Raw genomic sequence first — 25,579 nt, 5'->3', positions numbered from 1 at the left:
TCACCCTCAGGCGGCGCTTTTCAGCGTGTCGGCGATGACCGAGACGATGGTGTCGATCTGGTGCTTCTCGACGATCAGGGGCGGCGACAAGGCAATGATGTCGCCGGTGACGCGGATGAGGAGCCCCTTGCGGAAGCACTCGACGAAGACGTCATAGGCCCGCGCACCCGGCGCGCCGTCCCGCGAGCGAAGCTCGATGGCACCGACGAGGCCCAGATTGCGAATATCCGCGACATGGGGCATCCCCTTGAGGGAATGCAGGGCCTCCTGCCAGTAGTTCGCAAGCTCCGCCCCACGGGTCAGCAGCCCCTCCTCGGCATAGATGCCCAGCGTCGCAAGCCCGGCCGCGCACGCCACCGGATGGCCGGAATAGGTGTAGCCGTGGAACAATTCGATCTGGCTTTCCGGGCCGGTCATGAGGCCATCATGGACCTTCCGCGAGGCGAACACGGCGCCCATGGGGATCGCGCCGTTGGTCAGGCCCTTCGCGGTGGTGACGAGATCGGGCGTGACGCCGAAATAGTCGGTCGCGAACGGCGTCCCGAGGCGTCCGAAGCCGGTGATGACCTCGTCGAAGATCAGGAGGATGCCGTGCTTGTCGGCAATGGCCCGCAGGCGCTCCAGATATCCCTTGGGCGGCAGGATGACGCCGGCCGAACCGGCCATGGGCTCGACGATGACCGCGGCGATGGTTTCCGCCCCATGCAGGGCGACGAGCCGCTCCAGATCCTCGGCCAGTTCAATGCCATGCGCCGGCAGCCCTCGGGAAAAGGCGTTGCGCTCCATGTCGAGCGTGTGGCGCATGTGGTCGGCGGGGATCTGCGGGAAAACCCTGCGGTTGTTGACGAGGCCGCCCACCGAGATGCCGCCGAACCCGACGCCGTGATAGCCCTTCTCGCGGCCGATGATGCGGGTGCGTGTGCCCTGCCCGATCGCCCTCTGATAGGCGATGGCGATCTTCAGGGCCGTATCCACCGATTCCGAACCTGACCCGGTGAAGAACACACGGTCGAGACCGCCGTCCTTCCCGCCCGGCGCGATGGCGGCGAGCTTTTCGGCGAACGAGAAGACGATCGGATGGCCCATCTGGAAGGTCGGGGCGAAATCGAGTTCACCCAGCTGCCGCGCGACCGCCTCCACAATCTGCGTGCGACCATGCCCGGCATTGACGCACCAGAGCCCGGACGTGCCGTCCAGAACCTCGTTGCCGTCGATGTCGGTGTAGTACATGCCCTTCGCGCCCGACAGGAGCCGGGGTGCGGCCTTGAACTGGCGGTTCGCCGTGAACGGCATCCAGAAATTTTCAAGATTGGGCTGGTTGGTCCGGACGTGAAGGGTCATGCCGCTCTCCTCATGGCTGCCCTCACATCGGCCAATCGGGAAGACCGAACAAGTCGTTTTCTGAAACCCACTATCTCATTGAAAATGCACGTCTCGGATGGCATGATTTTCGATATTCGCAACACCCGAAACGGGGGCTTCCGCCATGGACATCGGGGACCGGCTGCGCCAGCTGCGACTGCTGCACGGCATCTCCCAGCGGGAGCTCGCCAAGCGAACGGGCGTGACCAACTCGACCATCTCGCTGATCGAGTCCAACACCTCGAACCCCTCGGTCGGCGCCCTGAAGCGGATTCTAGAGGGCATCCCCATCGGCCTGGCGGAATTCTTCGCATTCGAGCCGGAAAAGCCGAAAAAGACGTTCTATGCCGCCGACGAACTCTCCGAGATCGGCAAGGGCGCGATCTCCTATCGCCAGATCGGCGAGCGCGTGTTCGGCCGCAAGCTGCAGATCCTGAAGGAATGCTATCAGCCCGGAGCTGACACGGGCGTCGTCCCCCTCGTCCACGAGGGCGAGGAAGGGGGCATCGTCCTCTCCGGCCGGCTGGAAGTGACCGTTGACGATGTCAGGCGCATCCTTGGTCCGGGTGATGCCTATTATTTCGAGAGCCGCCGCCCGCACCGCTTCCGCTGCATCGGCCCGCGCCCCTGCGAGGTCATCAGCGCCTGTACCCCGCCGAGCTTCTAGCAGCCGTTCCCTTCACGTCGCGCCTTCGACTGCCTTCAACCCTGGTCCGGGGAGGACGAACGGGCGCGCCAAGCGGCACGCCCGCTCTGCCCGCTCAGATGCGCACCACCGTGCGCCCGCGCACGCCGCCAGCGATGATGTCTTCAGCCACCTGCGGCAGGTCTTCGATCGTGACCTCGCGGGTGACGAGATCGAAATCGGCCTCGGTGAGGAGTTCGCCGAGCCGGGTCCAGGCCGCGAGGCGGCGCGGAGTCGGGCAATTGACGGAATCGACGCCCAGCAGTGCCACGTTGCGCAGGATGAAGGGGAAGACCGTGGTGGGCAGGTCCGTCGCCGACGCAAGGCCGCACGCGGCCACCGCGCCGCCGTAGCGGGTAGCGGCGAGCACGTTGGCGAGGATGGTGCCGCCGACGGTATCGACCGCCCCATGCCAGCGCTCGCCGGCCAGCGGCTTGCCGGCGGCGGCGTAGGTGGCGCGGTCCACGATGTCGGTGGCGCCGAGGCTCTTCAGGAAGTCCGCTTCGGCCGGACGGCCGGTGAGCGCGCTCACCTTGTAGCCGAGGCGCGAGAGCAGGCGCACCGCGACGCTGCCCACGCCGCCGGCCGCCCCGGTGACGAGCACGTCGCCGCCTTCAGTGATGCCGTAGCGCTCCAGCGCATCCACGCAGAGCATGGCGGTGAGGCCGGCGGTGCCGATGGCCATGGCTTGGCGCGGGGTGAGGCTGGCGGGCAGCTTCACCAGCCACTCGCCTTTCACCTTCGCCCGCTCGGCGAAGCCGCCGGACCAGTTCTCGCCGACACCCCAGCCCGTCAGCACCACCTTGTCGCCGGGCGCGAAACCCGGATTATCGCTCGCGCGCACCGTGCCGGCGAAATCGATGCCCGGCACCATGGGCAGCGCGCGCAGGATGCGGCTCATGCCCTTCAAAGCGAGGCCGTCCTTGTAGTTGAAGGACGAATATTCGACGTCCACCGTCACGTCGCCAGCCGGCAGATCGGCCTCGGTGATGGTCTCGATGGCAATGGCCTGCCCGGCGTCGGTCTTGCGCGCCATGAGGGCGCGGAAGGTCTCGGTGCTCATTGGACGTTTCCCTGTGATGTGCGTGAACCGCGCAGGCGGTTTGCTCAGGGCCTTGCGGCCTTGCGGGCCTCTTCGGCCTTCTCGTACTGGGCGCGGATGTAGCGCACGAGCCCGCCGAGCGCGGCCACAGCCGCCTCGCCGTCGCGATCCCGCAGCGCCGCGAGAAGCGTCCCGTGATGGGCGACGATCTCCTTCCGGTCGCGGACGCGGAAGATGATCATGTTGCTCACCGGCATGAGCGCTTCCACCACCGCATTCATCAGGAAGCGCAGCAAAGCATTGCCCGCGGCATCCACGATGGTGCGATGGAAGCGCACGTCGGAGGCGCAGAAATCCTGATCCGAAAGGGACGCCGTGCGCTGAAGGGCAATCTCCGCCTCCAGCGCCGCAAGGTGCACTTCCGTGCGGTTCTGGGCGGCGAGACGGCAGCAGACGGCTTCCATCTCCAGCCGCGCCGTCGCCATCTCCTCCAGCGAAACGCCGCCTGTGGCAACGAGAAGGGTCACGGACGTGCCGAGGCTGGTGGCCAGCTCCTCCGGCGAGGGGCCGGTGACGAAGGTTCCGCCCGTGGGGCCGCGCCGGGAACGGATGAGGTGCCGCGCCGCGAGCCGCTTCAGGGCCTCGCGTACCGTGGGCCGCGACACGCCGAACTGCGCGGCGAGCTCCTCTTCGGTCGGCAGGCGCTCATCCACCTTCAGCCGGCCGTCCATGATGGCCTGCTGGAGCTGATCGGCGATCTGGCTCGCCGCACTGGTGGTGACGATCTGGCCGTAGCTCGGTTCCATCTGATCCGTTCCGGGAACGCCTGTGGTCATCCCCTTGGTCTCAGATCGGCCGCGTCAAATCAACCGAAATATTATTCGTTTGACAAATCTTCAAATGAGCCTTTTGGTTCCACAGATCGCGGACGGAGATGCCGCGACGCAAGAAGATACTGGAAACGCCGGGAGAGAAGAAATGCGCGCTGCCCTCGTAGCGGCGACCGTGCTGTCGTGCGCCGTCGCCGTCCCGATCACGACCGCTCACAAGGCTTCGGCACAGGATCTGCCGACGTTCCGCATCGGCGTCATGAACGACCAGTCGAGCCTCTATTCCGACATCGCCGGCCCTGGCTCCGTCACCGCCGCGCAGATGGCGGTCGCGGATTTCAATCCGGAGAAGCACGGCTTCAAGGTGGAAGTCGTCTCCGCCGATCACCAGAACAAGGCGGACATCGGCTCCTCAGTGGCGCGGCGCTGGTACGACCTCGACAAGGTGGACGCCATCGTCGACGTGCCCACCTCCTCCGTCGCCCTCGCCGTCGCCGATATCAGCCGCGACAAGAACAAGGTCTTCCTGGTGGCGAGCGCCGGAACGTCCGACCTCACCGCCAAGGCCTGCACGCCCAACACCGTCCACTGGACCTATGACACCTGGGCGCTCGCCAACGGCACCGCCCGCGCCATGATCAAGCAGGGCGGCGATTCCTGGTACTTCCTGACCGCCGACTACGCCTTCGGCCATGCGCTGGAGCGCGACGCGGCCGAGGTGGTGAAGGCCAATGGCGGGAAGGTGATGGGCCGCGCGCTGGCACCCTTCCAGAGCTCGGACTTCTCCTCCTTCATCCTGCAGGCGCAGGGCTCGGGCGCGAAGGTGGTGGCGCTGGCGAATTCGGGCGGCGACACCATCAACTCGGTCAAGCAGGCGGCGGAGTTCGGCCTGTCGCAGAAGCAGAAGCTCGTCAGCCTTCTCATCTTCCTGTCCGACATCCACTCGCTGGGCCTGAAGACCGCGCAGGGCCTCATGCTCACCAACGCCTTCTACTGGGACCTCAATGACGGCACCCGCGCCTTCGGCAAGGCGTTCGGCGCGCGCAACAACGGCCGCATGCCCACCATGAACCAGGCGGGCACCTACGCCGCAACTCTGCACTGGATGAAGGCCATCGCCGCCATGGACAAGGCGAAGGCCCATGACGGCGCCGCCGTCGTCGCGCAGATGAAGGCCATGCCCACCGACGACCCGCTGTTCGGCAAGGGCCACATCCGCGCCGACGGCCGCACCATCCACGACATGTATCTGTGGCAGGTGAAGACGCCGGAGGAGTCCAAGGGCCCCTACGACTATCTGAAGCTGGTGGCGACCATCCCCGGCGACGAGGCCTTCCGCCCCATGTCGCCCGAGGCCTGCCCCATGCTGAAGAAGGCCGGCTGAGGTGACGGCGCCGGCAACAGCCGCCCGCACGGACGGCAAGGCCTTCTCCCTCGCGATCCTCGTGGTCGCGGAAGTGGCGGCGATGGCGACATGGTTCGCCACCACCGCCTCTTTGGGGGCGATCCGGGCGCAGTGGAGCCTGTCGCCCTTTCAGGAGGCCTTGCTCACCAGTTCCGTGCAGGCGGGCTTCGTCGCCGGCACCCTTCTCAGCGCCCTGCTCTCGCTGGCGGACCGCGCCGATTTGAGGACGCTCTTCTCCGTCTCCGCCCTCGTGGCCGCTCTGGCGAACGGAGCCATCCTCCTGTTCGAACCCACCCATCCGGCCGTGCCGCTGCTTCGGTTTCTCACCGGCATGTGCATGGCAGGCGTCTATCCCGTGGGCATGAAGCTCGCGGCCACCTGGGCGAAGGGAGACCTCGGCCTGCTCATCGGCATGCTGGTGGCGGCCCTCACGCTGGGCTCGGCCTCGCCCCACGCCATGGCGGCGATGGGCGGCCTCGACTGGCGGGCGCCGGTGGCGGGCGCAGCCGTGAGCGCGCTGGTGGCCGCCCTCCTCATCCGCTTCGCCAAGGTCGGCCCCAATCACGCGAAGGCGCCGCCGCTGAAGCTCTCCAACGCCCTCGATGCGTTCCGGCGCCCGGCGCTCAGGCTCGCCAATCTCGGCTATTTCGGCCACATGTGGGAGCTCTACGCCATGTGGGCGTGGATCGGCGCCTTCTTCGCCGCGAGCTTCGCCGCGCGCTATGGAGATGCCCCGCCCCTCGATCCCCGCCTCGCCACCTTCTGTGTGGTCGCCATCGGCGCCCTGGGGGCGCTGGGCGGCGGCTTCGCGGCCGACCGGCTGGGGCGCACTTTCGTCACGGCGCTGTCCATGGCGGTGAGCGGCCTGTGCGCGGCAGGCATCGGCTTCCTGTTCGGTGCCTCGATCTGGCTGGTGCTGCCGCTGGCGCTGGTGTGGGGCGTGACGGTGATCTCCGATTCCGCGCAATTCTCCGCCGCCGTGACGGAGCTGTCCGACCGCAGCCTCATCGGCACCATGCTGACGGTGCAGACCTGCGTCGGCTTTCTCATCACGCTGGTGAGCATCCACCTCCTGCCCTATGCGGTGGATGCCTTCGGCTGGCGCTTCGCCTTCCTCATCCTCGCCATCGGCCCCTTCCTGGGCGTCCTCGCCATGCTGCGCCTGCGCCTGCGGCCCGAGGCTGCCACGATGGCCGGCGGCCGGCGCTGATCCCTCTCAACGAGGCTTCCATGACCTTCACCAAGATCGCCTACGAAACCCGCGACGGCATCGCCTTCCTTACCCTCAACCGGCCCGAGCGCACCAATGCGCTGGACCAGGAGATGCTCGGCGAGATCAACGCCGCCATGGACCGCGCCGAGGCGGATGCGGACGTGAAGGCGGTGATCGTGCGCGGCGCCGGCAATGCCTTCTCTTCCGGCTTCGATCTCAAGGCGCAGATGGAGGCCCGGCCGGTGGGCGTCGACGCGTGGCGGCCCGTGCTGCGCAAGGATTTCGACACGGTGATGCGCTTCTGGCACTGCCCGAAGCCCACCATCGCCATGGTGCGCGGCGCCTGCCTTGCCGGCGCATGCGAGCTGGCGCTCGCCTGCGACATGACCATCGCCTCGGAAGACGCCTTCTTCGGCGAGCCGGAGCTGAAGTTCGGCGCCGGCATCGTGGTGATGCTGCTGCCGTGGATCGTCGGCCCGAAGATCGCCAAGGAGATCATCCTGCTCGGCGAGGACCGGGTGAGCGCCCGGCGCGCGGCCGAGATCGGCATGATCAACCGCGTCGTTTCCGCCGACCGGCTGGAGGAAGAGGCGCTGCGCATCGCCCGGCACATCGGCGCCATCGACCCCAGCCTCGTGAAGGAAACCAAGCGCGCCCTGAACCGGGCGCTCGAAACGCAGGGCATGTTGCAGGCGCTGGAGAGCGCGCTGGAGATCGACCTCGCCATCGAGGGCGCGGGCTCGGCGGACAAGATCGCCTTCTTCGACGTCGCCCGCCGCGAGGGGCTGCGCGCCGCCATCGCCTGGCGCGACGCGCGCTTCCCGACCCGCGAAGGCTGAGGGGGCCGTGATGGCGAAGACGGGCGCGCTCTGCCGCATCCTGGACGAAGCGGCCGGCACCGTGGCCGAGGACGGCGGCGCGACACACACCGCCGACGCCCTGCGCCTCGCAGCCTCCGGCCTCGCCGCGCGGCTGCGCGCCGAGGGGCTCGGGCCGGATGAGCCGGTGATCGTCGCCGTCGCCAACCGTGCGGCGGACATTGCCGCTCTCTTCGCAGTCTGGCAGGCCGGCGGCGTCGCGGTGCCGCTCCACGCCGGCGCGGCAGAGATGACGCGCACCGCCATCCTCGACCAGACCGCCGCCCGATTTCTCGTGGCGGATGGTACCGTGTCACGCCTTGCGGAGACACCGCCGCCGGCCCGGCCGCTGCTGGATGGCGCGGCCCTCATCGTCTTCACCTCCGGCTCCACCGGCAAGCCCAAGGGCGTGGTGCTCGCCCACGAGCGCTTTGCCGGAAAACTCGATGCGCTGCAGGCGCTGCTCGCCCTCACGCCCGGCGACAAGGTGGTGCTGCCGCTCCAGCTCATCTTCATCTTCGGCCTGTGGGTGGCGCTGCTCTCTTTGAAGACGGGTGCGCGGCTCGACCTGGTGGGCAAGTTCACGCCCGCAGGCCTCAAGGCGCGCCTTGGCGAGGCCACCGTGCTCGCGACCGTCCCCTCCATGCTGCGCACCCTGTTCGGCGAGGGCGAGGTGGCCGCGCCGCACCTGCAGACCATCCTCACCGGCGGCGAGGGGCTGGGGTCGCATCTGTCCGAGGCCATCGCGGCACAGCTGCCCGGCGCGGGCGTGTTCGACCTTTATGGCCTCACCGAAACCGGTTCGTGCGATTTCTGTTTGACGCCCACGGAGGCGGTGGCCGGGCGCGGCTCCATCGGCCGGCCGACGCCGGGGATCGATTACCTCATCTCGGACGATCCTGCCGCCGGCGCCGCGGGCGCGGGGCCGGACGCGGCGGGTGAACTCCTGATCCGCACGCCCTTCGGCATGATCGGCTACCTCGACAATCCCGACCTCACCGAGACCGCCTTCCGCGACGGCTACTTCCGCACCGGCGACGTGGCGCGGCGGCGCCCGGACCGCTGCGTGGAGATCGTCGGCCGTATCAAGGAGATCGTCTCGCGCGGCGGCAACAAGATCGCCCCGGCCGAGATCGAGACCGTGCTCTGCGCCCACCCGGCGGTCGCTCAGGCCCTCGCCGCAGGCGTGCCCGACGCGCGCCTCGGCGAGGCGCTCCATGCGGCCGTGGTGCTGCGGGCGGGAAGCGCTGCCTCTGCCGAGGAACTGCGCGCATGGTGCGCGGCGCGCATCGAGCGGTTCAAGGTGCCGGATGCTATCCATGTGGTGGCCGCGCTCCCCACAGGCCCCACGGGAAAAGCCTACCGGCCGGGCATCCGGACCCTCGCCGACGCGGCCTCTGCTCAACGCCCGTAAAGGGGCGATCCACCGTCCGAGGCTCCCCTCAAGCCTCGGTGCCCGAAGCGAGACCCAATGTCGCGCTCTCGCCGGGGAACCGTGACGCGCTTTCGCGCCTTCCTGTCCACATGCCGCAGAGGCATGTCCGAACAGCTGGGGGCGGAGGGACGCATTGCTCGACCGCAGGTCATTCATGCTGGGCGCCGCCGTGCTCTCGGCAATTCAGGTCGTCGCGACCTCCGAAGCCTATGCTCAGGAGGGCGAGCGTTTCGATGCCGAAACGGTGCGCAACATGGCGCGCCAGCTCGCCACAAAGCCGTTCAAGCAGGGCAACCAGTCCCTCCCGGCCGAGTTCGACCAGCTCAGCTATGACGATTACCGCAACATCCGCTTCAACGCCGACCGCTCGATCTGGCGCGGCCAGCGGCTGCCGTTCGAAATGCAGCTGCTGCACCGGGGCTTCCTGTTCCGCGACCAGGTGGATGTCTTCGTGGTGGCCGACGGGCGCGCCCGGCGCATCGCCTATGATCCCGGCCTGTTCCGCTTCGAGCATGGGCTGAAGGCGCCCCAGGGCGGCGCGGACCTCGGCTTCTCCGGCTTCCGCCTGCACGGCCCGCTCAACCGGCCTGATTATCTCGACGAGATCGCGGTGTTTCAGGGCGCGAGCTATTTCCGCGCCGTCGCCAAGGGGCAGGGCTACGGCACCTCCGCCCGCGGGCTTGCGGTGAAGACCGCTTCGGCGTCCGGCGAGGAATTTCCGGTATTCAAGGCCTTCTATGTGGAGCAGCCGCGCCCGGACGTGCCCTCCATCGTCGTTCACGCTCTGCTCGACAGCCCCAGCGCCACGGCGGCCCACCGCTTCACCATCCGGCCCGGCGACGCCACCGTGATGACGGTGGAGATGGCGCTCTATCCGCGCACCGACCTCACCGAGGCGGGCATCGCGCCGCTCACCAGCATGTTCCTGTTCGGACCCGCCGATCATGCGGGTTTCGACGATTTCCGTCCCGCCGTCCGTGATGCCGAGGGCCTCGCCATCACCGACGGCACGGGCGAGCAGCTCTGGCGGCCGCTCTCAAATCCGGGGCGCTTGCAGATCAGCGTGTTCTCCGGCTCGAACATCCGCGGCTTCGGCCTGATGCAGCGCCAGCGCTCCTTCTTCGACTATCAGGATCTGGAAGCGCGCTACGAGAAGCGCCCGAGCGTGTGGGTGGAGCCCATCGGCGACTGGGGCGAGGGCGCGGTGCATCTGGTGGAAATTCCCACCCCGCAGGAGGTGCACGACAATGTCGTCGCCTTCTGGCGCCCCAAGGACACCCTGCGCAAGGGCAGTGAATACACCTACACCTATCGCCTGCACTGGACCTGGGACATGCCCACCCCGCCGGGCCTTGGCCGCGTCGCCGGCATACGCGCGGGCGGCACCGATGAGCGGCGCCTGTTCGTCATCGATCTCGTGGATGGCCCCATGCCCGGACTGGCGCTCGACAGCGTGCGCGTGGACGTCTCCGCGAGCCAGGGCGAGGTCCGCGACGTGGTGCTCCAGCCCAACCCCGAAATCTCCGGCACGCGCCTCTCCTTCGCCTTCGAGCCGAAGGGCGCGGCGCTCTCGGAACTAAGGGCACGCGTCTTCAAGGGTGACGTTCCCCTGACCGAAACCTGGCTCTACCGATGGACGCCCTGACGAATGCCGCTCCGGCCGTACGCCTTTTGCCAGAGCCCGCTCTGCCGCCGGAAGCGCCCCTCGCCATGCCGGCGCAGGATTTCCGCCGCAGGCCGCAGCGGGTCAGGTCCGGCACCCGGCTCTGTGCATCGCTCATCGCCCGGCGCGCCTTCGTGTTCGGCGGCGCCATCGCGCTGACCGGCGTTGCCGCCTACGAGATGTACAAGGTGCTCGACGTGGGCGGGCTCACCTATCTCGAATACGCGGTTCTGGTGCTGTTCGTCGTCCTCTTCGCGTGGATCGGCCTTGCCTTCACCAATGCGCTCGGCGGCGCCATCAGCCTTCTGTCGGGACGCAAGGCGCTCGACATCGATCCGGACGCCCCCCTGCCCTCCCCGACGATCCGCACGGCGCTCCTGATGCCCTGCTACAATGAGGAGCCGCACCGGGTCTTCGCCGGGCTGGAGGCCACATGGCGCTCGCTGGAAGCGACCGGGCGCGGCGACCTGTTCGACGTGTTCATCCTCAGCGACACGACCGATCCCGACGTCTGGGTGGCAGAGGAGGCGGCCTTCCTCGCTTTGCGCCGGCGCACCGGCGGCTGCTTCCACTATCGCCGCCGCGCGCAGAACATCGACCGCAAGGCCGGCAACATCGCGGACTGGGTCACCCGCTTCGGGGCGGCATATGAGGCCATGCTTATCCTCGACGCCGACAGCGTGATGACCGGCGACTGCATGGTCCGCCTCGCCGACGCGCTGGAGCGCACCACGGATGCAGGGCTGATCCAGACGCTGCCGGTGATCGTGGGCGGGCGCACACTGTTCTCGCGACTCCAGCAGTTTGCCGGACGCCTCTACGGCCCCCTCATCGCCCAGGGCCTTGCCTGGTGGCACGGGCCGCAGAGCAATTACTGGGGCCACAATGCCATCATCCGCACCCGCGCCTTTGCCGAGGCGGCGGGCCTGCCCCACCTCAAGGGGCGCAAGCCGTTCGGCGGGCATATCCTGAGCCACGATTTCGTGGAGGCGGCGCTGCTCGTGCGGGCCGGGTGGGGCGTGTACATGGTTGCCGGCCTTCCCGGAAGCTATGAGGAAGGGCCCCCTTCCCTCACCGATCTCGCCGTGCGCGACCGCCGCTGGTGCCAGGGCAATCTCCAGCACGCGGCCGTGCTGCCGGTGCGCGGGCTCAGCGCAGCGAGCCGCATTCATCTCCTCACCGGCATCGGCTCGTATGTCTCGGCGCCGCTGTGGCTCCTTATGCTGCTGGCCGGCCTTCTCACATCACTCCAGGCGCGGTTCGTGCCGCCGGACTATTTTCCCTCCGGCTTCGCCCTGTTCCCCGTCTGGCCGGCGCAGGATCCTGTGCGCGCCGCGTGGGTGTTCGGCGGCACCATGGCAGTGCTGCTGATGCCCAAATTCATCGCCTTCGCGCTGATGCTGGGTGACGGCACGGCCCGACGCGGCTTCGGCGGCGGCGGGCGGACCTTCCTCGGCATGATGAGCGAGATCCTCCTCTCCGGCCTAATGGCGCCGGTGACCATGGTGTCCCAGTCCTTTGCGGTGGTCAGCATCCTCATGGGGCGCGACGGCGGGTGGAATCCGCAGCGGCGGGATGACGGCAGCCTCGGGTGGCGGGAGGCCTTCCGGCACTTCTGGCCCCACACGCTCCTCGGCCTCGGCTTCGCGGCCGCAACCGCCGCCATTGCGTGGCCGCTCATGGCGTGGATGTCGCCGGTGATCCTCGGGCTACTCACCGCCGTGCCGCTCGCGGTGTGGACCAGTCGCCCGCGCCGTCCCGGCGGACTTCTGTCGACCCCGGAGGCCCAGCACCCGCCGCCGGTGCTGCGTGCGGCGACCGACCTGCGCGCCGCGCTCACGGGAACCGATGGCCCGGCGGAGGCCGTCGCGCGCCTTGCCGGCGATGCCGATCTTCTCGCCTTCCATCGCAATGAACTGCACGCGCAAGGCAAGCGCCTGCCCGGTGACGTCCGCCCCGATCGCCTCGTCGCGCGGGCCAAGATCGAGGATGCCCGCTCGCGCGGCGAGGCGCTGGCGCTGCTCTCGCCCAAGGAGAAGGCCGCGGCCCTCGCCGACGATCAGGCCCTCGCCCGCCTGCTCGCACTGACCTGACCGCCCGACCCGGGAGCGGCGCGATCAGTTCCGGTCCGACACGGACCGGCGAATGTGGGCGGCGAGGTGATCGGCCGCCGACGAGCCGCCGGGATGGCGCTCCCACAGGATGAGATCCACGCTCTCGAGCGGCGGCAGACCTTCCGCACTGCCAAGCCGCACGAGGCCCTGCGTGCGCACGGATTGCGCGAGAACGCACACCGCGGAATCCGCCAGCGCCATGGATTGCAGCCCGGCGATGCTTTCGGAGATGCAGGCGATGCGCCAGCGCCGGCCGATTTGGTCAAGCGCCGCCAGGGCGTAATCGCGATAGAGGTTGCCGTCCGGCAGCATGGCGAGCGGGATGGGGTCCGCGAGGTGCGCGCTCCCACCCTCGGCGCCGAGCCAGATCAGCGGTTCGGGGCGCAGCAGCGTGCCGGTGCCGACACGAGGCGAGACGCCGGGCATGCGGGTGGCGATGGCGATGTCGAGAAGGCCCTCGCTCATGTCCTGCGCCAGCTGCCGCGAGAGCGCGCAGCGCACCGTCACCTCCACGCCCGGATAGGTGTCGCGGAAGCGGGCCAGGGTCTCCGGCAGGAGAAAGGCGGCATAGAGATCCGGACAGCCGAGCGTGACGCGGCCCGCCACATCGTCTGCGGAAAGCCGCAGGCGGGCTTCCTCATCCAGCCGCAGCATGGTGCGCGCATGGGGCAGCAGCATCTCTCCGTGCCGCGACAGCTTGAGATGCCGCAAGTCCGGCTCGAACAGGGGAAAGCCCGCCGCCGCCTCCAGCCGCCGGATCTGCAGGCTCACGGCAGGCTGGGTGCGGTTCAGGCGCCGGGCGACGCGGGTCACGCTTTTCTCCTCCACCAGGAGAACGAAGGTGCGCAGCAGGGCAATTTCCAGCGACCGGGACATGCCGATCATTAAAATAACTTTGGAAAGTGCAAAGCAATATAAATTTGATTTGATCTGAATGCACCTGTCTAATCTATGAGCGATCAGGATTGACTATCTGATAACTGCTCAAGATCTGAGATTTTGATGCACATCAAAAAGGCATTTGCGCAACAGCGAGGCACTATCGCCCTGCGCCGTGGAGACGATGTGAACCCCAGCCCCTTCCTTCAGGTCAAAGGTCTGACCCGGCGCTATGGCGGTGTCGCCGCACTCGACGGCGTCACCCTCGATCTCGCCCGCGGTCAGGTCACCGGCCTCATCGGTCCCAACGGCGCCGGCAAGACGACGCTGCTCAACGCGCTGACGGGGCTCGCAAGGCCGGAGAGTGGCACGGTGCTGCTGGAGGGAGAGAATGTCACCGGCATGCCGGCCCATGTGATGGCCGGCAAGGGCGTGGTCCGCTCCTTCCAGATCGTGCGCGAGCTGGCCAGCCTCACCGTGTTCGAGACGCTTCTCGCCGCTCCGCCGGCCCAGAGCGGCGAGACGGTCGCCGGCGCCCTGTTCGGCCGCCGCAAATGGTGGGCGCAGGAGCGCGCCAACGCCGATCTCGCCCGCGCGCTGCTGGAGCGGGTGGGCCTTGTGAAGCTCGCCGACCAGCCGTCCGCCATGCTCTCCGGCGGCCAGAAGAAGCTGCTTGAAATGGCGCGGGCGCTGCTGATGAAGCCGAGACTGATCCTGCTCGACGAGCCCGGCGCCGGCGTCTCGCCGCCACTGCGGCTGGAGATCGTGCGGCTGGTGCGGGAGCTGAAGGCGGAAGGCCTTTCCTTCGGCATCGTCGAGCACGACATGCATCTGGTGGAGGAGGTGTGCGACCACGTCCACGTCCTCGCCCAGGGGCGCGCCCTCGTCTCCGGCACCTTCGCCGAGGCCACGGCGGACCCGCGCGTCGTTTCCGCCTATCTCGGGGTGGCAGCATGAGCGCGCGCCCCTGCGATCCGAAGGCGGAGGAACTCTCCCTCGCACTCGCCGTCTCCGGCCTGCGCGCCGGCTATGGCCGGGGCGGCGACATCGTGTGCGGCATCGATCTCGCCCAGAAGGCCGAGAGCATCGTCGCCGTCATCGGCCCGAACGGCTCCGGCAAGTCGTCCTTCATCAAGACCATCGCGGGCCTCGTGCCGACACGGGCGGGAACGGTGGCGGTGACCGGGCGGGACATCACCACCCTCTCGCCGGCGCGCCGGGTGGCGTCGGGGCTCGCTTATGTGCCGCAGGAAGCCAACATCTTCGCAACCCTCACCATCGCCGAAAACCTGAAGCTCGCCACGGAATTCCTGCGCGGGCGGGCCGGCGTCGGGCCGGAGCAGCGGGAGAAGGTGCTCGATCTCTTCCCCGAACTCCGGCTCAGGCCGCGCACGCTCGCCGGCAACCTCTCCGGCGGCCAGCGGCAGATGCTGGCCTTCGCCTGCGCCCTCCTCGCCAATCCCGAGGTGCTGCTGCTCGACGAACCCTCGGCCGGTCTTTCGCCCAAGATCGTCGGCGAGACCATGGAGGCGGTGGTGCGCGTGCGGGAGGCGGGCGTCACCGTGCTGCTGGTGGAGCAGAACGTCGCCGCCGCGCTCGGCATCGCCGACGAGGTGGTGGTGCTGGTCGCCGGCCGGCTCACGCTGCGCGCCTCAGCCGCCGACATCCGCCAGGCGGACCTCGCCGGCCTCTTCTTCGGAAAGGCGGCCTGAGCCATGGCGCTTCAGCTCTTTATCAACGGCCTCGTCACCGGCCTGCTGCTCGCCTTGCCCGCTCTGGCGCTGACTCTGGTGTTCGGCATCCTGCGCTTCGCCAATTTTGCGGTGGGGGCGTTCCTCACCCTCGGGGCCTATGCGGCCTACACGGCCAACGTGGTGCTCGGCCTGCCGCTGCCGATCGCTGCCGCAGTCGCCGCGGCGACGGTGGCGCTCGCCTCCCTCATCGCCGATGCCCTGGTGTTCGAGCGGCTGCGGATGAGGGGGTCCATCACGCTACTCGTCGCCTCCATGGGGGTGTCGCTGGTGGTGGAGAACATCTGCCGCTTCATCTTCGGCAATGCGGCCCGAAGCTTCGATCTCGCGGTGGCGCGGCCGATCCGCTGGAATGGCCTGCGCATCAATCACGAACAGCTCATCACCGCCGGCGTGGTGGTGATCGCGCTGGTGCTGCTGCACCTTCTCATCACCGCCTCTCCGCTCGGCCGGGCCATGCGGGCGGTGGCGGACAATGCCTCCCTTGCCGCCGTGCGCGGGGTGGAGCGGCGCACCATCGCCCGCATCACCTTCGCCCTCACCGGCGCGCTGATCGGGCTCGCCGGCGTACTGGCGGGGCTGGATCGCGCCATCGATCCGCTGATGGGCTGGAACTACCAGATCCCCATCTTCGCCGCCGCCATCCTCGGCGGGCTGGGCAGCCCGATCGGCGCGGTGGCGGGCGCGCTGCTCATCGGCGTGGCGGAGGAAATGTCCGCCCTCATCCTGCCCGTCTCCTTCCGGCAGATCGTCAGCTTCGGCGTCATCCTGCTGCTCCTCCTGTTCCGCGCCAACGGCCTGTTCGGGGCCAAGGCCATCCGAAAGTGAGGGTGCGGCAATGATCTCCTACCTCGTCACCGTCGTCATCCTCGTCGCCATCGCGGCCCTCGTGGGGCTGGCGCTGAACCTGCAATGGGGCCTTGCCGGGCTGGTCAATTTCGGCGTCGCCGGCTTCGTCGCGCTCGGCGCCTACACACTGGCAATCAGCGCGCCGCATGTGGGCTGGCTGGCCGGTCTCGCGCTGTCCGCCGCCGTGTGCGCCGGGCTGTCCATGCTGCTCTCGCTGCTCACCATCCGGCTGGAGGAAAACTACCTCGCCATCGTCACCATCGGCTTCGCGGAGATCGTGCGGATCCTGCTGCTCAACCTCGGCGACCTCACCGGCGGGGCGCTCGGCATCGCCGATATTCCCCGACCCTTCGCGGGCGTCACGCCGGCCGGATGGGGCGATGCGGTGATCCTCGCCTTCGCTCTGGGGCTGGTGGTGATCGTCTTCGCCTTCAGCGAGGCGCTGGTCCGCTCACCCTTCGGCCGGGCGCTGCGCGCGGTCCGCGACGATGCGACGGCCGCAGCGGCGCTCGGCAAGCCGGTGCTGGCCCTGCGGGTGCGCGCCTTCGCCATCGGCGGCGCCATCATGGGGCTCGCGGGGGCGCTGCACGCCTTCTTCCTCACCTATATCGACCCGAGCCAGTTCACCCCCATCATCACCGCCTATGCCTTCATGGCGGTGATTGCCGGCGGACGCGGATCCAACCTTGGCCTCGTCCTCGGCGCCGGCTCGATCATGCTGATCCTGGAGGCGACCCGCTTCCTGAAGGACGTGATCCCCGGCGTCGATGGCGTCCAGCTCTCCGCGCTGCGGCTCGGCATGATCGGGGTGGGCATCGTCCTGCTCCTCATCCTGCGGCCGGAAGGCCTCGTCTCCGAGCCGAAGCGCCGCTTCGCCGATTTCTTCCCGCCCGAAAGCGAGAAAGCCTGATGCCCCGCGTCGCCCCCCTCACCGCGGCCGACCTGCCGCCCCCCTATGCGGAGGTCTTCACAGCCTTCGCCGGCGGCTATTCCGACTTTCGCGACCAGGCGTCGGTGCTCGCCCACGTGCCGCCCGCGCTCGACCATCTCTACCGAATGCTGATGGAGCTGCGGGCGCGGGAAGGCGTGCCGTTCCGCTACATCGAGCTGGCGGTGGTGACCGTCTCGAAGCTCAATGCCTGCCCCTATTGCGTCTCCCACCACACCCCCCTGCTCGAGGTCGAGGGCGTGCCGGCGGACGCGGTGGCCGCCCTCCCCGAGAGCAACCATCCCGCCTTCGATGCCGCCGACCGCGCGGTGATCGACTACGCCCGGCTCGTCACCCAGCGCGCCTGGGGCATCCGCGATCACGTGTTCGATGACCTCCGGCAGCATTTCACCGAGGCGCAGATCGTCGAGCTGACGCTGCGCGCGGCGCTCGCCGGCTTCTTCAACCGCTTCAACGACGCACTGCAGATCGATGACGGCGCCGCGGAGGCGCTGCTCCACCTCCACCCCGAACCCGAACCCGACACAGCAGCAGGAGAACAGCCGTGACGCGCAGTCTGCCCCTCACTCGCCGGCACGTGGTCGCCGGCCTCGCCTCGCTTCCGGCTGCCGCCTTGCTGGGCCGGCCCGCGGCGGCACAGGCGGCCGAGATCCCCGTCGGCATGGTCCTGCCCTTCTCAGGTGCAACCGGCCCCTATGGCCCGGACATGAAGAAGGCCGCCGAGATGGTGGTCAGATGGGTGAACGATGCCGGCGGCATCCTCGGCGGCCGTCCGCTGAAGCTGTTCATTGAGGATTCCGAGACCAATCCCACAGTGGGCGTCACCGCCACCAAGAAACTTCTGGAAGTGAACAAGGTGGAGCTGGTGGGCGGCTTCTGGGGCAGCCCAATCGCACTGGCGGCCAAGCCCATCATTCTCGCCGCCGACAAGGTGCAGATGGTCTCGTGCTCGGCCAATGCGGTGACCGAGGGCGACACCAAGGGCATGGTCTTCCGCTTCCAGGCGAAGAGCACGTCCTGGGGACCCGCCGGCGCGAAGGTGATGAAGACCATCGGCGCCAAGACGGCGGTGGTGCTGGCCCAGCAGAACCCCTTCGTCGTGGCCATGATCGAGCCCTTCAAGGCGGAGTTCGCCAAGCTCGGCGGCAAGGTGCTCGACGTGGTGATGTACAACCCGGACCAGCCTTCCTACCGCTCCGAAGTCGAGAAGGCATTCGGCGGAGATCCGGACGCGGTGTTCTGCCTGTCGCTGCTGACGGATTTCGTCTCCATCGCCAAGGAGGTCTATCGCGGCGGCTTCAAGTCCAAGATCGTCGCGCTCTCCATCGGCGCCGATGCGGAGGGCAAGTTCCTCCAGGCGGTGGGCCCGGAGGTGGCGAACGGCATCTACCACCTTCAGCCCGCGCCGCCGCTGGACGCGCCTTCCTACAAGAGGTTCGTCAAGGAGATGGGCGCGGCGCCCGGCACCGTCTTCCTCTTTGCCGGCAATGCCCATGACCAGATGTGCGTGACGGCCCTCGCCATGGAGCACGCCAAGTCATCCGATGCGAAGGTATGGGCGAAATCCGTATTCGAGGTCTGCAATCCTCCCGGCGAGGAGGTGGACGACGTGGTGAAGGGCCTCGAACTCATCCGCGCCGGGAAGAAGATCAAGTTTGTCGGCGCCGGCGCCACCTGCGACTTCGACGCCCGTGGCGACCAGATCAACCGCTCCTTCCTGGTCCAGGAGATCAAGGGCGGAAAGAACGTCTCCCTCGGCATCATTACCTGACGCCAATTCCAAGCCCACCCTTCCCCGGCACGGTCGGGGAAGGGCCATCCAGTATGACCATCAAAGTCTCATCATCAGCATGCGCGGGGCATCCGGCGCGTGAACCGGAAAGCCTTGCCCGAAATCGGGACAGGGAGGATCAACCATGCCAAAATCCATGCATCTGTGCGGCTTCCTGATCGCCGGCCCGGTGGTTCACAGCCACGCCATCTGGCGCAATCCCGCCCATGACACGCCGTTCCTCAGCCTCGACCACTACGTGCGCATCGCCCGCCTTCTGGAGCAGGGCTGCTTCGACTTCCTCTTCTTCGCCGATCGTCTCGCCATCGCGGACCGCTATGGCGACAGCCATGCCGCCGGCCTCGCGCGGGGCGACCAGGACGCGACCCGCATGGACCCCATGCCCATCCTCGGCGCCATGGCGGCGGTGACGCGCCACATCGGCCTCGGCGCGACCCGCTCCACCACCTATGACGCGCCCTACAACATCGCCCGCGAGTTCGCGACGCTCGACCACATCTCCGCCGGACGGGCGGCGTGGAACGTGGTCACCTCCATGAATGACGGGGAGGCGCTGAACTTCGGCACCGTGCCCCATCTCGGCCATGACGAGCGCTACGACCGCGCCGACGAGTTCATGGAACTCGCCTTCCGCCTCTGGGACAGCTGGGACGAAGACGCCCTCGTCCTCGACCGGGCAGCCGGCATCTATGCCGATCCCGCCAAGGTGCACTACGTGAACCATCGCGGGCCGTGGTTCCAGTCGCGCGGGCCACTCAACATCCCGCGCAGCCCGCAGGGACGGCCGGTGATCGTGCAGGCGGGCTCCTCCGGGCGCGGCAAGGCGTTCGCGGCGCGCTGGTCGGACGTGATCTTCGCGCTCCAGCCCAATCTGGAGCGGATGCACGCCTTCAAGGCCGATGTCGCGGGCGCACTGAAAGCCGCCGGGCGGCCCCCCGGGGCCAGCAAGGTGCTGATGGCCATCATGCCCTTCATCGGCTCCACCCGCGCCGAGGCGGAGGAGAAAGAGGCCCTGCACGATTCCCTCGCCGACCCGGTCGCCGGCCTCTCGACGCTGGCCGCCCACGCCAACACCGATTTCTCCAGCCTGCCGATGGATGCCACGGTGAAGGAGATCGCCGCCTCCGGCAGCCAGGGGAACCTTGCGGCGCTCCGCAGCATCACCCCCGACGGCGGCATGACCATCGCCGAGGCGGGCGGCATCTATGCGCGCGGCGTCATGTGCCCGCGTGCGGTGGGCACGGCAGCGGAGGTGGCGGACCAGCTCATCGCCATCATCGACAGCGGGGCGGCGGACGGCTTCGTCGTGTCGCCGGCCTTCCTGCCCGACACGTTCGAGGACTTCGTGCGCGAGGTCGTGCCGCTCCTGCAGGCCCGTGGCTACCTGCGGCGCGGATATGCCGGGGGCCAGTTGCGCGACCTCCTCGCAGAGGGGGCGGCCTGATGAGCCGCGCCGCTCCCGTCGCAGCGCCGCCCGTGGAGGCGGCGGATTTCAAGGCCGCCATGCGGGCGCTGGCGGCCAGCGTCACGGTCATCACCTCCCGCCGCGGCGACCAGCTCAACGGCATGACGGCGACGGCGGTCTGCAGCGTCAGCACCGCCCCACCGCAGATTCTCGCCGTGGTGAACCGTGAGACTACCTCCCACGGGCTGATCGCCGACAGCGGCGCCTTCGCGGTAAACATCCTCGCCGCGCACCAGCAGGATCTGGCCGGCCGCTTCGCCCGCCGGCTCGATGAACCGTTCGAGGGCGTCGCGCACGGATGGGGTGAGACCGGCTGCCCCCTCCTTGCCGAAGCGGTGGCCGTGATCGAGTGCCGGCTGCGCGAGCGCCACCATGCCGGCACGCACACCATCTTCGTCGGCGAGGTGGTCGGCGTCAGCTGCCGCGGTGCCGAGCCGCTGCTCTATTTCGATGGCGGATATCGCCGGCTCGCGGCGACCGGCGGCGCAGTGGCCTGAGGGGATCAGACACCGTTCTTGCGCCGCGCCCCGCCTCCGGCCCATCTTGCGCCCGTTCGCAAGAGAGAGCCGATCATGCCGCAGGAAGACGTGGGAACGACGCATCCGCTATCGCAGAAGGACAGCCGCCGCCGGCCGGCCCTGCGACGGAGCTGGCTGTTCGTCCCCGGGGGTGATCGTGCCGCGCTGCTCGGAGCGGCGCAGTGCGGCGCCGACGCTTTGATCCAGGAACTGGAGGACTTCACGCTGCCCAACCTTCGCCCTCAGGCGAGGGCCATGGCCGCCGAGGCCTTCTCAGCCTGGCGCGCGGCCGGCATCGTGGCCTGCGTCAGGATCAATCCGCTGGAGGGCGACGGCCTCGCCGACCTCGCGGGGGTCATCGCGGGCCGGCCGGACGCCGTGCATCTGCCCAAGGTCGCCGAGCCGGCCCAGATCACCGCCCTCGACGCCGAGATCACTCGGCATGAACTGCGGCTCGGCCTGCCGGCCGGGGCCATCGAGATCGTCCCGAACATCGAGACGGCCCGCGGTGTCATGCAGACCTACGCCATTGCCACCGCCAGCCCGCGGGTCAGTGCCGTTCTCTGCTCCACCGAGGATCTGGCCGAGGACCTCGGCGCCCCGCGCAGCCGGGCGGCCACGGAACTCGCCTATGCCCGGCAGCGGCTGCATCTGGAGGCGCGGGCCGCCAGGGTGGTGTCCATCGATTGCCCCTACACCTTCGCCGATGTGGAGGGATGCGAGGCGGATACGCGCTACGGACGCCAACTGGGCTACGCGGCAAAGAGCGCCGTGGATCCGGCCCATGTGGCGATCATCAACGCCGTGCTGACGCCTTCGGACGATGACATCGCCGAGGCAAGCGAGATCGTCGCGGCCTTCGAAGCGGCGCGGGCAGCGGGGCTCGACCGCGCCCGGCTTGGAGACTTCCTCATCGAGGTCCCCTTCTATCTCGCCGCCAAAAGGCTCCTCTCCCGCGCCGCGGAGTTGGGCGGCGACAGCGCCGGATTGCCCTGAGCCACTTAGCCCTCGCAGCCCAATTCGGCCAAACACGCCTCCGGCGTGCCGAAGGCGGAGGCGAGCGTGACCGCACGGCGGAACAGCGGGGCGAGGACGTATTCGTCCGAGAAACCGATGGCGCCGTGCATCTGCACGCAGTCCTTCAGCACTCCGCGCGCGGTGGCCGACGCCTTCGCCTTGGCCATGGCACAAGCGACCCGCTCCTTGTCCCCGCCCACGGCAAGGGCCGCCTCGCAGACCAGCGCCCAGGCCGCCGCGTGGGCCACATGCATGGACGCCGCCCTGTGCTGGAGGGCCTGGAATGCGCCGATGGGCTGGCCGAACTGGCTGCGCATGCCGAGATATTCCACTGTGAGCGCGAATGCGCGGGCGACGAGCCCCACAAGGCTCGCGGCCGCCCCGAGTCGCAGCAGATCGCGCGTGGCGTAAAATGCCTGTGCCGCCTTCGGCCCTTCCGCCAGCAGCCGCCCTGCGCCCGCGGCGAGGGACAGAATGCGCTGTGCACCACCGTCGATGGTCCGGCGCAAGGGAGCGTCCTCCATCTCGGCAGACGACAGCGCGACGAGGCGGAACCCGTCCCCCTGCCCCGCCCCGATGACAGCCACGTCCGCCCATGGAGCATCGAACAGCACGAAGCCGCCGTCCGGCGCTAGCGGAGAAATGGCCATCTCCGCCGGCAGCACCACCGTCTGCCCGGCGAGCATATTGGCAAGCAAGGCGTGGGCGGGCTCGGTACCGCAGGCGGCGAGCAGGGGCGCGGTCGCCAGAGCGGCGATCAGCGGCTCCGGCGCCAGCGTGGCGGCAGCGCCTTCCAGCACCATCACCATGTCGATCGCGGTGCCGCCCCAGCCGCCGGACGCTTCCGGCAGGAGCAGGCCCGGCCACCCGGCCTCGCAGATATCGACCCAGACGGCACGGTCGGGAGGGCCGCCATCCGCGCCCCGCATGCGGGAGACGCCATCGCCGAGGAGCTGGATAAGGCTGTCCCGCATCAGCACCTGCTCGGGTGTCGGCGCGATCATGGCCGCTTTCCTTTCGGCAGCTTCAGCACGCGGTCGGCGATGAGGCCGCGCTGGATCTCATTGGTGCCGCCATAGATGGAGAGGCGGCGCGACTGGAGGAACAGCTCGCTGAAGTCGATGACCGTGCCGCCGACAGAGGCAGGGCTCTTGAGCGGCGCCGCCGCGCCGGCCAGTTCCTGTGCGATGTCCAGCACGCGCTGGGTGGTCTCGGTGGACAGGATCTTGAGGCTGGAGGCGTCGGGGGTGCGGCCTTGCTCTGCCTCGGTCGGTGTCTGGAGGAAGGCGGCGGTGAGCGCCGCCACCTCCGTCTCGGCCTCCGCCAACCGGAGGCGGCCCGACGCCCCCAATACAGGCCCCAGTGCCCGCGCCATGCGGCGCACACGCTCCAGCGCACGCAAGGCGTGGGAGGGCGCGCCGAGCTGGATGCGCTCCTCGTCGAGCAGTGCGGTGACGATGTTCCAGCCGCCGTCGAGGATGCCCACCACGTTTGCCCGCGGCACCCGCACGGCGTCGAAGAACACCTCGCAGAACTCGCACTCGTCGGCAAGGGTGCGAATGGGACGGCGCGTGATGCCGGGCAATTTCAGGTCGACCAGGATGAAGGTGATGCCCTGCCGGCGCGGCAGCTCCTCGTTGGTGCGCACGAGGGCATAGATCCAGTCTGCATGGTGGCCCCACGTGGTCCAGATCTTGTGGCCGGTGATGACGATCTCGTCGCCCTCCACCCGCCCGCGCGTCCTCAGAGAGGCAAGGTCCGAGCCTGACCCGGGCTCGGAATAGCCCTGGCACCAGATCACATCCCCGTTCAGGATCGCCGGCAGGTGGCGTGCCTGCTGCTCCGGCGTGCCAAAGCGCTGGAGGATGGGGCCGATCTGGTTGAGGCCCTGCGTCGGCAGTTCGGGCGCGCCGATGCGGGCGGCCTCCTCCATGAGGATCACCTGCTCCACCGGCGAGGCGCCCATGCCGCCGAACGCCTTGGGCCAGTGCGGTGCGATCCATCCCTTCTGCGACAGGCGGCGATACCAGCCGAGCGCCTGCGCCGGCTCCGGGCGGAAAGTGAGGTCGCGCAGGTCTTCGGGAAGCTCCGCCTCGTACCAGTCGCGCACCTCGCGGCGGAACGCCTGCTCTGCCTCGGTCTCAATCCTGAGCATCGGCCACCCCCTGCGCCAGCGTCCGGAATGCGGGATAGGGCGTGCCGTCGCCGAGGTGGTCCCATGCCAACTCCACCGCAGCGCCGATGCGAACGCTCTCCGCTGCGCTGTCGATGATGTTGGCGATGAGGCGCACGCCCTCGACCAGTTCCACCGTGGCAACAATCAACGGCAGCCGTCCGGCGAGACCCGGCCCCGGCACGCGGACCACCGTCACGGCATAGATCGAGCCGAGCCCGCTCACCTGGCGCCATTCCACGTTCTGGCTACCAGTGTAGACACTCAACGGGTGGGGCGGATGCTGGAAGCGGCCCGTATCGAGGCACATCTGGAGCATCAGCCGGCCCTCGCGCGCGCCGTCCCAGAACGGCTGCGAGGGGACATAGCGGTTGGCGGCCGGCACCAGCCGTCCCTCGGTCTCGGCCATCTCACACCTCCAGGATCATCGCGGCGCTGCAGCCCCAGTTGCGGCCGTATGGGATGACGCCGATGCCCGTCACCAGCGCATTGCGCACCCCGGGCACCTGCCGCTCGCCGCCCTCGCCGAACAGCTGCCGTACGGCCTCGGCAAGGTTCAGCCCGCCGCTGGCGAGCCCCGGCTGGCCGGCCGAGATCTGGCCGCCGCCGGTATTGAGCGGCAGGGTGCCGGTGAAGGAAAGATCAGTGTCGCGCACGAAGGCCGAGCCCTCGCCCGGGGCGCAAAAACCGAACGCCTCGAGTTGCATCAGCACTGCGATGGTGAAGTCGTCATAGGGCTGGAACATGCCGATGCCGGCGGGCGTAAGCCCGGCCTTGGCGAACACCTTTGGCGCGATGCGGTAGAAGCCGCTGTCGGTGATATCAGCCAGCGGATCGGCGCCGTTGTGGTTGGTGACCTCGGCATAGGCGGTGGGATGGGCGACCTTCTCGATCCCGCGGGCGCGGGCCTCCTCCGCACTCATCACGAGGAAGGCGTTGGCGCCGTCGCAATACATCACGCAGTCGAGCACGCGCAGCGGGTCGGCGATCGGTCGCGAGGCGAGATAGTCGTCCATGGTGAGCGGCTTGCGAAACTTGTCGAGGGCGTTGGGATTGCGCAGCGCATGCGCGCGCTGGGTGACCGCGATCTTGCCCAGCGCCCGGGGATCGAGCCCATACTGGTGATCGTAGCGACTCATCAGCAGCCCGAAGGTGGCAGGCGGCCCCTGCACGCCCTGCGGGTCCTGGAATTCCGGCCGGTAGGCCCCGTAATTCGCCCGGAAGGCCGTACTCGGCGCATCCGCGGAGAGGACGACCGCGATGCGGCACGCGCCCTCGCGGATGGCCCACATCGCCCGCGCGACGCCGCCCGCCGCCGAGCAGCCGCCGATGCCGCCGACATTGAGCCAGGTGGGGGTGAGGCCGAGCGCGTCGGCCATATAGACCGCGAAGAACGGATTGCTGCCCTCGCTCAAGGCCAGCGTTACCGAGAGGCCATCGATCTCGTCCTTGGCGATGCCCGTCTTGCCGAGGAGCTCGCTCAGCGCGAGGCCGGCAAAATCATAGGCCGAGCGACCGCTCTGGTAGACCACCCTGGTCTCGGCATAGCCGGCGATGACCACGTCTGTCCGTGCCATTCG

24 protein-coding genes are annotated in these 25,579 nt (G+C 68.8%); 16 read left to right on the top strand and 8 right to left on the bottom strand.

Translation table 11 applies throughout. From position 1 onward, the window contains the following. Window positions 1-6: 6 nt before the first annotated feature. Complete coding sequence (locus tag D7006_RS07100; RefSeq protein WP_237356081.1) at window positions 7-1,341, bottom strand: aspartate aminotransferase family protein; 1,335 nt, start codon at window positions 1,339-1,341, stop codon at window positions 7-9. A gap of 145 nt (window positions 1,342-1,486) precedes the next feature. On the opposite strand from D7006_RS07100, the gene D7006_RS07095 reads away from it, so the two are divergent. Next, entirely contained in the window at window positions 1,487-2,029 is a 543-nt protein-coding gene (locus D7006_RS07095; protein ID WP_237356080.1) for a cupin domain-containing protein, read from the top strand. Between the two features lie 94 nt (window positions 2,030-2,123). Here D7006_RS07095 and D7006_RS07090 read toward each other — a convergent pair whose 3' ends face one another. Further along, window positions 2,124-3,110: an MDR family oxidoreductase gene (locus tag D7006_RS07090; protein WP_237356079.1), complete on the bottom strand. Its 987-nt coding sequence runs from the start codon at window positions 3,108-3,110 to the stop codon at window positions 2,124-2,126. 44 nt (window positions 3,111-3,154) lie between these two features. Continuing rightward, window positions 3,155-3,895, bottom strand: a complete 741-nt coding sequence (locus tag D7006_RS07085) for a FadR/GntR family transcriptional regulator (RefSeq protein ID WP_237356078.1) — start codon at window positions 3,893-3,895, stop codon at window positions 3,155-3,157. 172 nt (window positions 3,896-4,067) lie between these two features. Between D7006_RS07085 and D7006_RS07080 the strand changes: the two genes are divergently transcribed. From D7006_RS07080 to mdoH, 6 genes are all read left to right on the top strand, one after another. Further along, the gene (locus tag D7006_RS07080; RefSeq protein ID WP_237356077.1) at window positions 4,068-5,303 is read left to right on the top strand and encodes an ABC transporter substrate-binding protein; all 1,236 of its coding nucleotides are present in this window, start codon (window positions 4,068-4,070) and stop codon (window positions 5,301-5,303) included. 1 nt (window position 5,304) lies between these two features. Further along, window positions 5,305-6,534 (top strand): MFS transporter, encoded by a 1,230-nt coding sequence (locus D7006_RS07075; protein WP_237356076.1) that lies wholly within the window; start codon window positions 5,305-5,307, stop codon window positions 6,532-6,534. Between the two features lie 20 nt (window positions 6,535-6,554). Beyond that, entirely contained in the window at window positions 6,555-7,376 is an 822-nt protein-coding gene (locus D7006_RS07070) for an enoyl-CoA hydratase/isomerase family protein (RefSeq protein WP_237356075.1), read from the top strand. Window positions 7,377-7,386: 10 nt separating this feature from the next. Further along, on the top strand, window positions 7,387-8,808 hold the full coding sequence (locus tag D7006_RS07065) for a class I adenylate-forming enzyme family protein (RefSeq protein WP_237356074.1): 1,422 nt from the start codon (window positions 7,387-7,389) through the stop codon (window positions 8,806-8,808). A 175-nt stretch (window positions 8,809-8,983) separates the two neighbouring features. Continuing rightward, window positions 8,984-10,474 carry a glucan biosynthesis protein G gene (locus D7006_RS07060; RefSeq protein ID WP_237356073.1) on the top strand — a complete coding sequence of 497 codons (1,491 nt, stop codon included), beginning with the start codon at window positions 8,984-8,986 and terminating at the stop codon, window positions 10,472-10,474. Then, a complete protein-coding gene (mdoH, locus tag D7006_RS07055) occupies window positions 10,462-12,585 on the top strand; it encodes a glucans biosynthesis glucosyltransferase MdoH (protein ID WP_237356072.1) in 2,124 nt (707 codons plus the stop codon). Before D7006_RS07060 ends, mdoH begins: the two co-directional genes overlap by 13 nt. A gap of 24 nt (window positions 12,586-12,609) precedes the next feature. Here the strand turns inward: mdoH and D7006_RS07050 are convergent, their stop codons facing one another. Next, complete coding sequence (locus tag D7006_RS07050; RefSeq protein ID WP_237356071.1) at window positions 12,610-13,482, bottom strand: LysR substrate-binding domain-containing protein; 873 nt, start codon at window positions 13,480-13,482, stop codon at window positions 12,610-12,612. Between the two features lie 189 nt (window positions 13,483-13,671). Between D7006_RS07050 and D7006_RS07045 the strand changes: the two genes are divergently transcribed. The 9 genes from D7006_RS07045 to D7006_RS07005 all read left to right on the top strand — a co-directional run bounded on the left by D7006_RS07045 (window position 13,672) and on the right by D7006_RS07005 (window position 21,805). Continuing rightward, window positions 13,672-14,442: an ABC transporter ATP-binding protein gene (locus D7006_RS07045; protein ID WP_237356070.1), complete on the top strand. Its 771-nt coding sequence runs from the start codon at window positions 13,672-13,674 to the stop codon at window positions 14,440-14,442. Next, window positions 14,439-15,197, top strand: coding sequence for an ABC transporter ATP-binding protein (locus D7006_RS07040; protein WP_237356069.1), 759 nt, complete (start codon window positions 14,439-14,441; stop codon window positions 15,195-15,197). The genes D7006_RS07045 and D7006_RS07040 overlap by 4 nt, the downstream gene beginning before the upstream one ends. 3 nt (window positions 15,198-15,200) lie before the next feature. Further along, a complete protein-coding gene (locus tag D7006_RS07035; RefSeq protein ID WP_229643548.1) occupies window positions 15,201-16,064 on the top strand; it encodes a branched-chain amino acid ABC transporter permease in 864 nt (287 codons plus the stop codon). Between the two features lie 10 nt (window positions 16,065-16,074). After that, window positions 16,075-16,995, top strand: coding sequence for a branched-chain amino acid ABC transporter permease (locus D7006_RS07030; RefSeq protein ID WP_237356068.1), 921 nt, complete (start codon window positions 16,075-16,077; stop codon window positions 16,993-16,995). Continuing rightward, a complete protein-coding gene (locus tag D7006_RS07025) occupies window positions 16,995-17,582 on the top strand; it encodes a carboxymuconolactone decarboxylase family protein (RefSeq protein ID WP_237356067.1) in 588 nt (195 codons plus the stop codon). Before D7006_RS07030 ends, D7006_RS07025 begins: the two co-directional genes overlap by 1 nt. Beyond that, window positions 17,579-18,805 (top strand): ABC transporter substrate-binding protein, encoded by a 1,227-nt coding sequence (locus tag D7006_RS07020; protein WP_169122467.1) that lies wholly within the window; start codon window positions 17,579-17,581, stop codon window positions 18,803-18,805. The genes D7006_RS07025 and D7006_RS07020 overlap by 4 nt, the downstream gene beginning before the upstream one ends. A 145-nt stretch (window positions 18,806-18,950) precedes the next feature. Next, window positions 18,951-20,270 carry an LLM class flavin-dependent oxidoreductase gene (locus D7006_RS07015; RefSeq protein ID WP_237356066.1) on the top strand — a complete coding sequence of 440 codons (1,320 nt, stop codon included), beginning with the start codon at window positions 18,951-18,953 and terminating at the stop codon, window positions 20,268-20,270. Next, window positions 20,270-20,788: a flavin reductase family protein gene (locus D7006_RS07010; RefSeq protein WP_237356065.1), complete on the top strand. Its 519-nt coding sequence runs from the start codon at window positions 20,270-20,272 to the stop codon at window positions 20,786-20,788. The genes D7006_RS07015 and D7006_RS07010 overlap by 1 nt, the downstream gene beginning before the upstream one ends. Before the next feature lie 75 nt (window positions 20,789-20,863). Then, window positions 20,864-21,805, top strand: coding sequence for a CoA ester lyase (locus D7006_RS07005; protein ID WP_237356064.1), 942 nt, complete (start codon window positions 20,864-20,866; stop codon window positions 21,803-21,805). A gap of 5 nt (window positions 21,806-21,810) precedes the next feature. Here D7006_RS07005 and D7006_RS07000 read toward each other — a convergent pair whose 3' ends face one another. The 4 genes from D7006_RS07000 to D7006_RS06985 are packed head-to-tail and all read right to left on the bottom strand — an operon-like array spanning window position 21,811 to window position 25,576. Continuing rightward, window positions 21,811-22,830, bottom strand: a complete 1,020-nt coding sequence (locus D7006_RS07000) for an acyl-CoA dehydrogenase family protein (protein WP_237356063.1) — start codon at window positions 22,828-22,830, stop codon at window positions 21,811-21,813. Continuing rightward, the gene (locus D7006_RS06995; RefSeq protein ID WP_237356062.1) at window positions 22,827-23,981 is read right to left on the bottom strand and encodes an acyl-CoA dehydrogenase family protein; all 1,155 of its coding nucleotides are present in this window, start codon (window positions 23,979-23,981) and stop codon (window positions 22,827-22,829) included. The genes D7006_RS07000 and D7006_RS06995 overlap by 4 nt, the downstream gene beginning before the upstream one ends. Continuing rightward, a complete protein-coding gene (locus D7006_RS06990; protein WP_237356061.1) occupies window positions 23,968-24,408 on the bottom strand; it encodes a Zn-ribbon domain-containing OB-fold protein in 441 nt (146 codons plus the stop codon). The genes D7006_RS06995 and D7006_RS06990 overlap by 14 nt, the downstream gene beginning before the upstream one ends. Before the next feature lies 1 nt (window position 24,409). Next, window positions 24,410-25,576 (bottom strand): thiolase family protein, encoded by a 1,167-nt coding sequence (locus tag D7006_RS06985; RefSeq protein ID WP_237356060.1) that lies wholly within the window; start codon window positions 25,574-25,576, stop codon window positions 24,410-24,412. Window positions 25,577-25,579 lie beyond the last annotated feature (3 nt).

This window comes from Xanthobacter sp. YC-JY1, from assembly GCF_021730305.1.
Taxonomy (GTDB): Bacteria; Pseudomonadota; Alphaproteobacteria; order Rhizobiales; family Xanthobacteraceae; genus Xanthobacter; species Xanthobacter flavus.
This window is presented reverse-complemented; position numbering and strand designations above follow the sequence as displayed.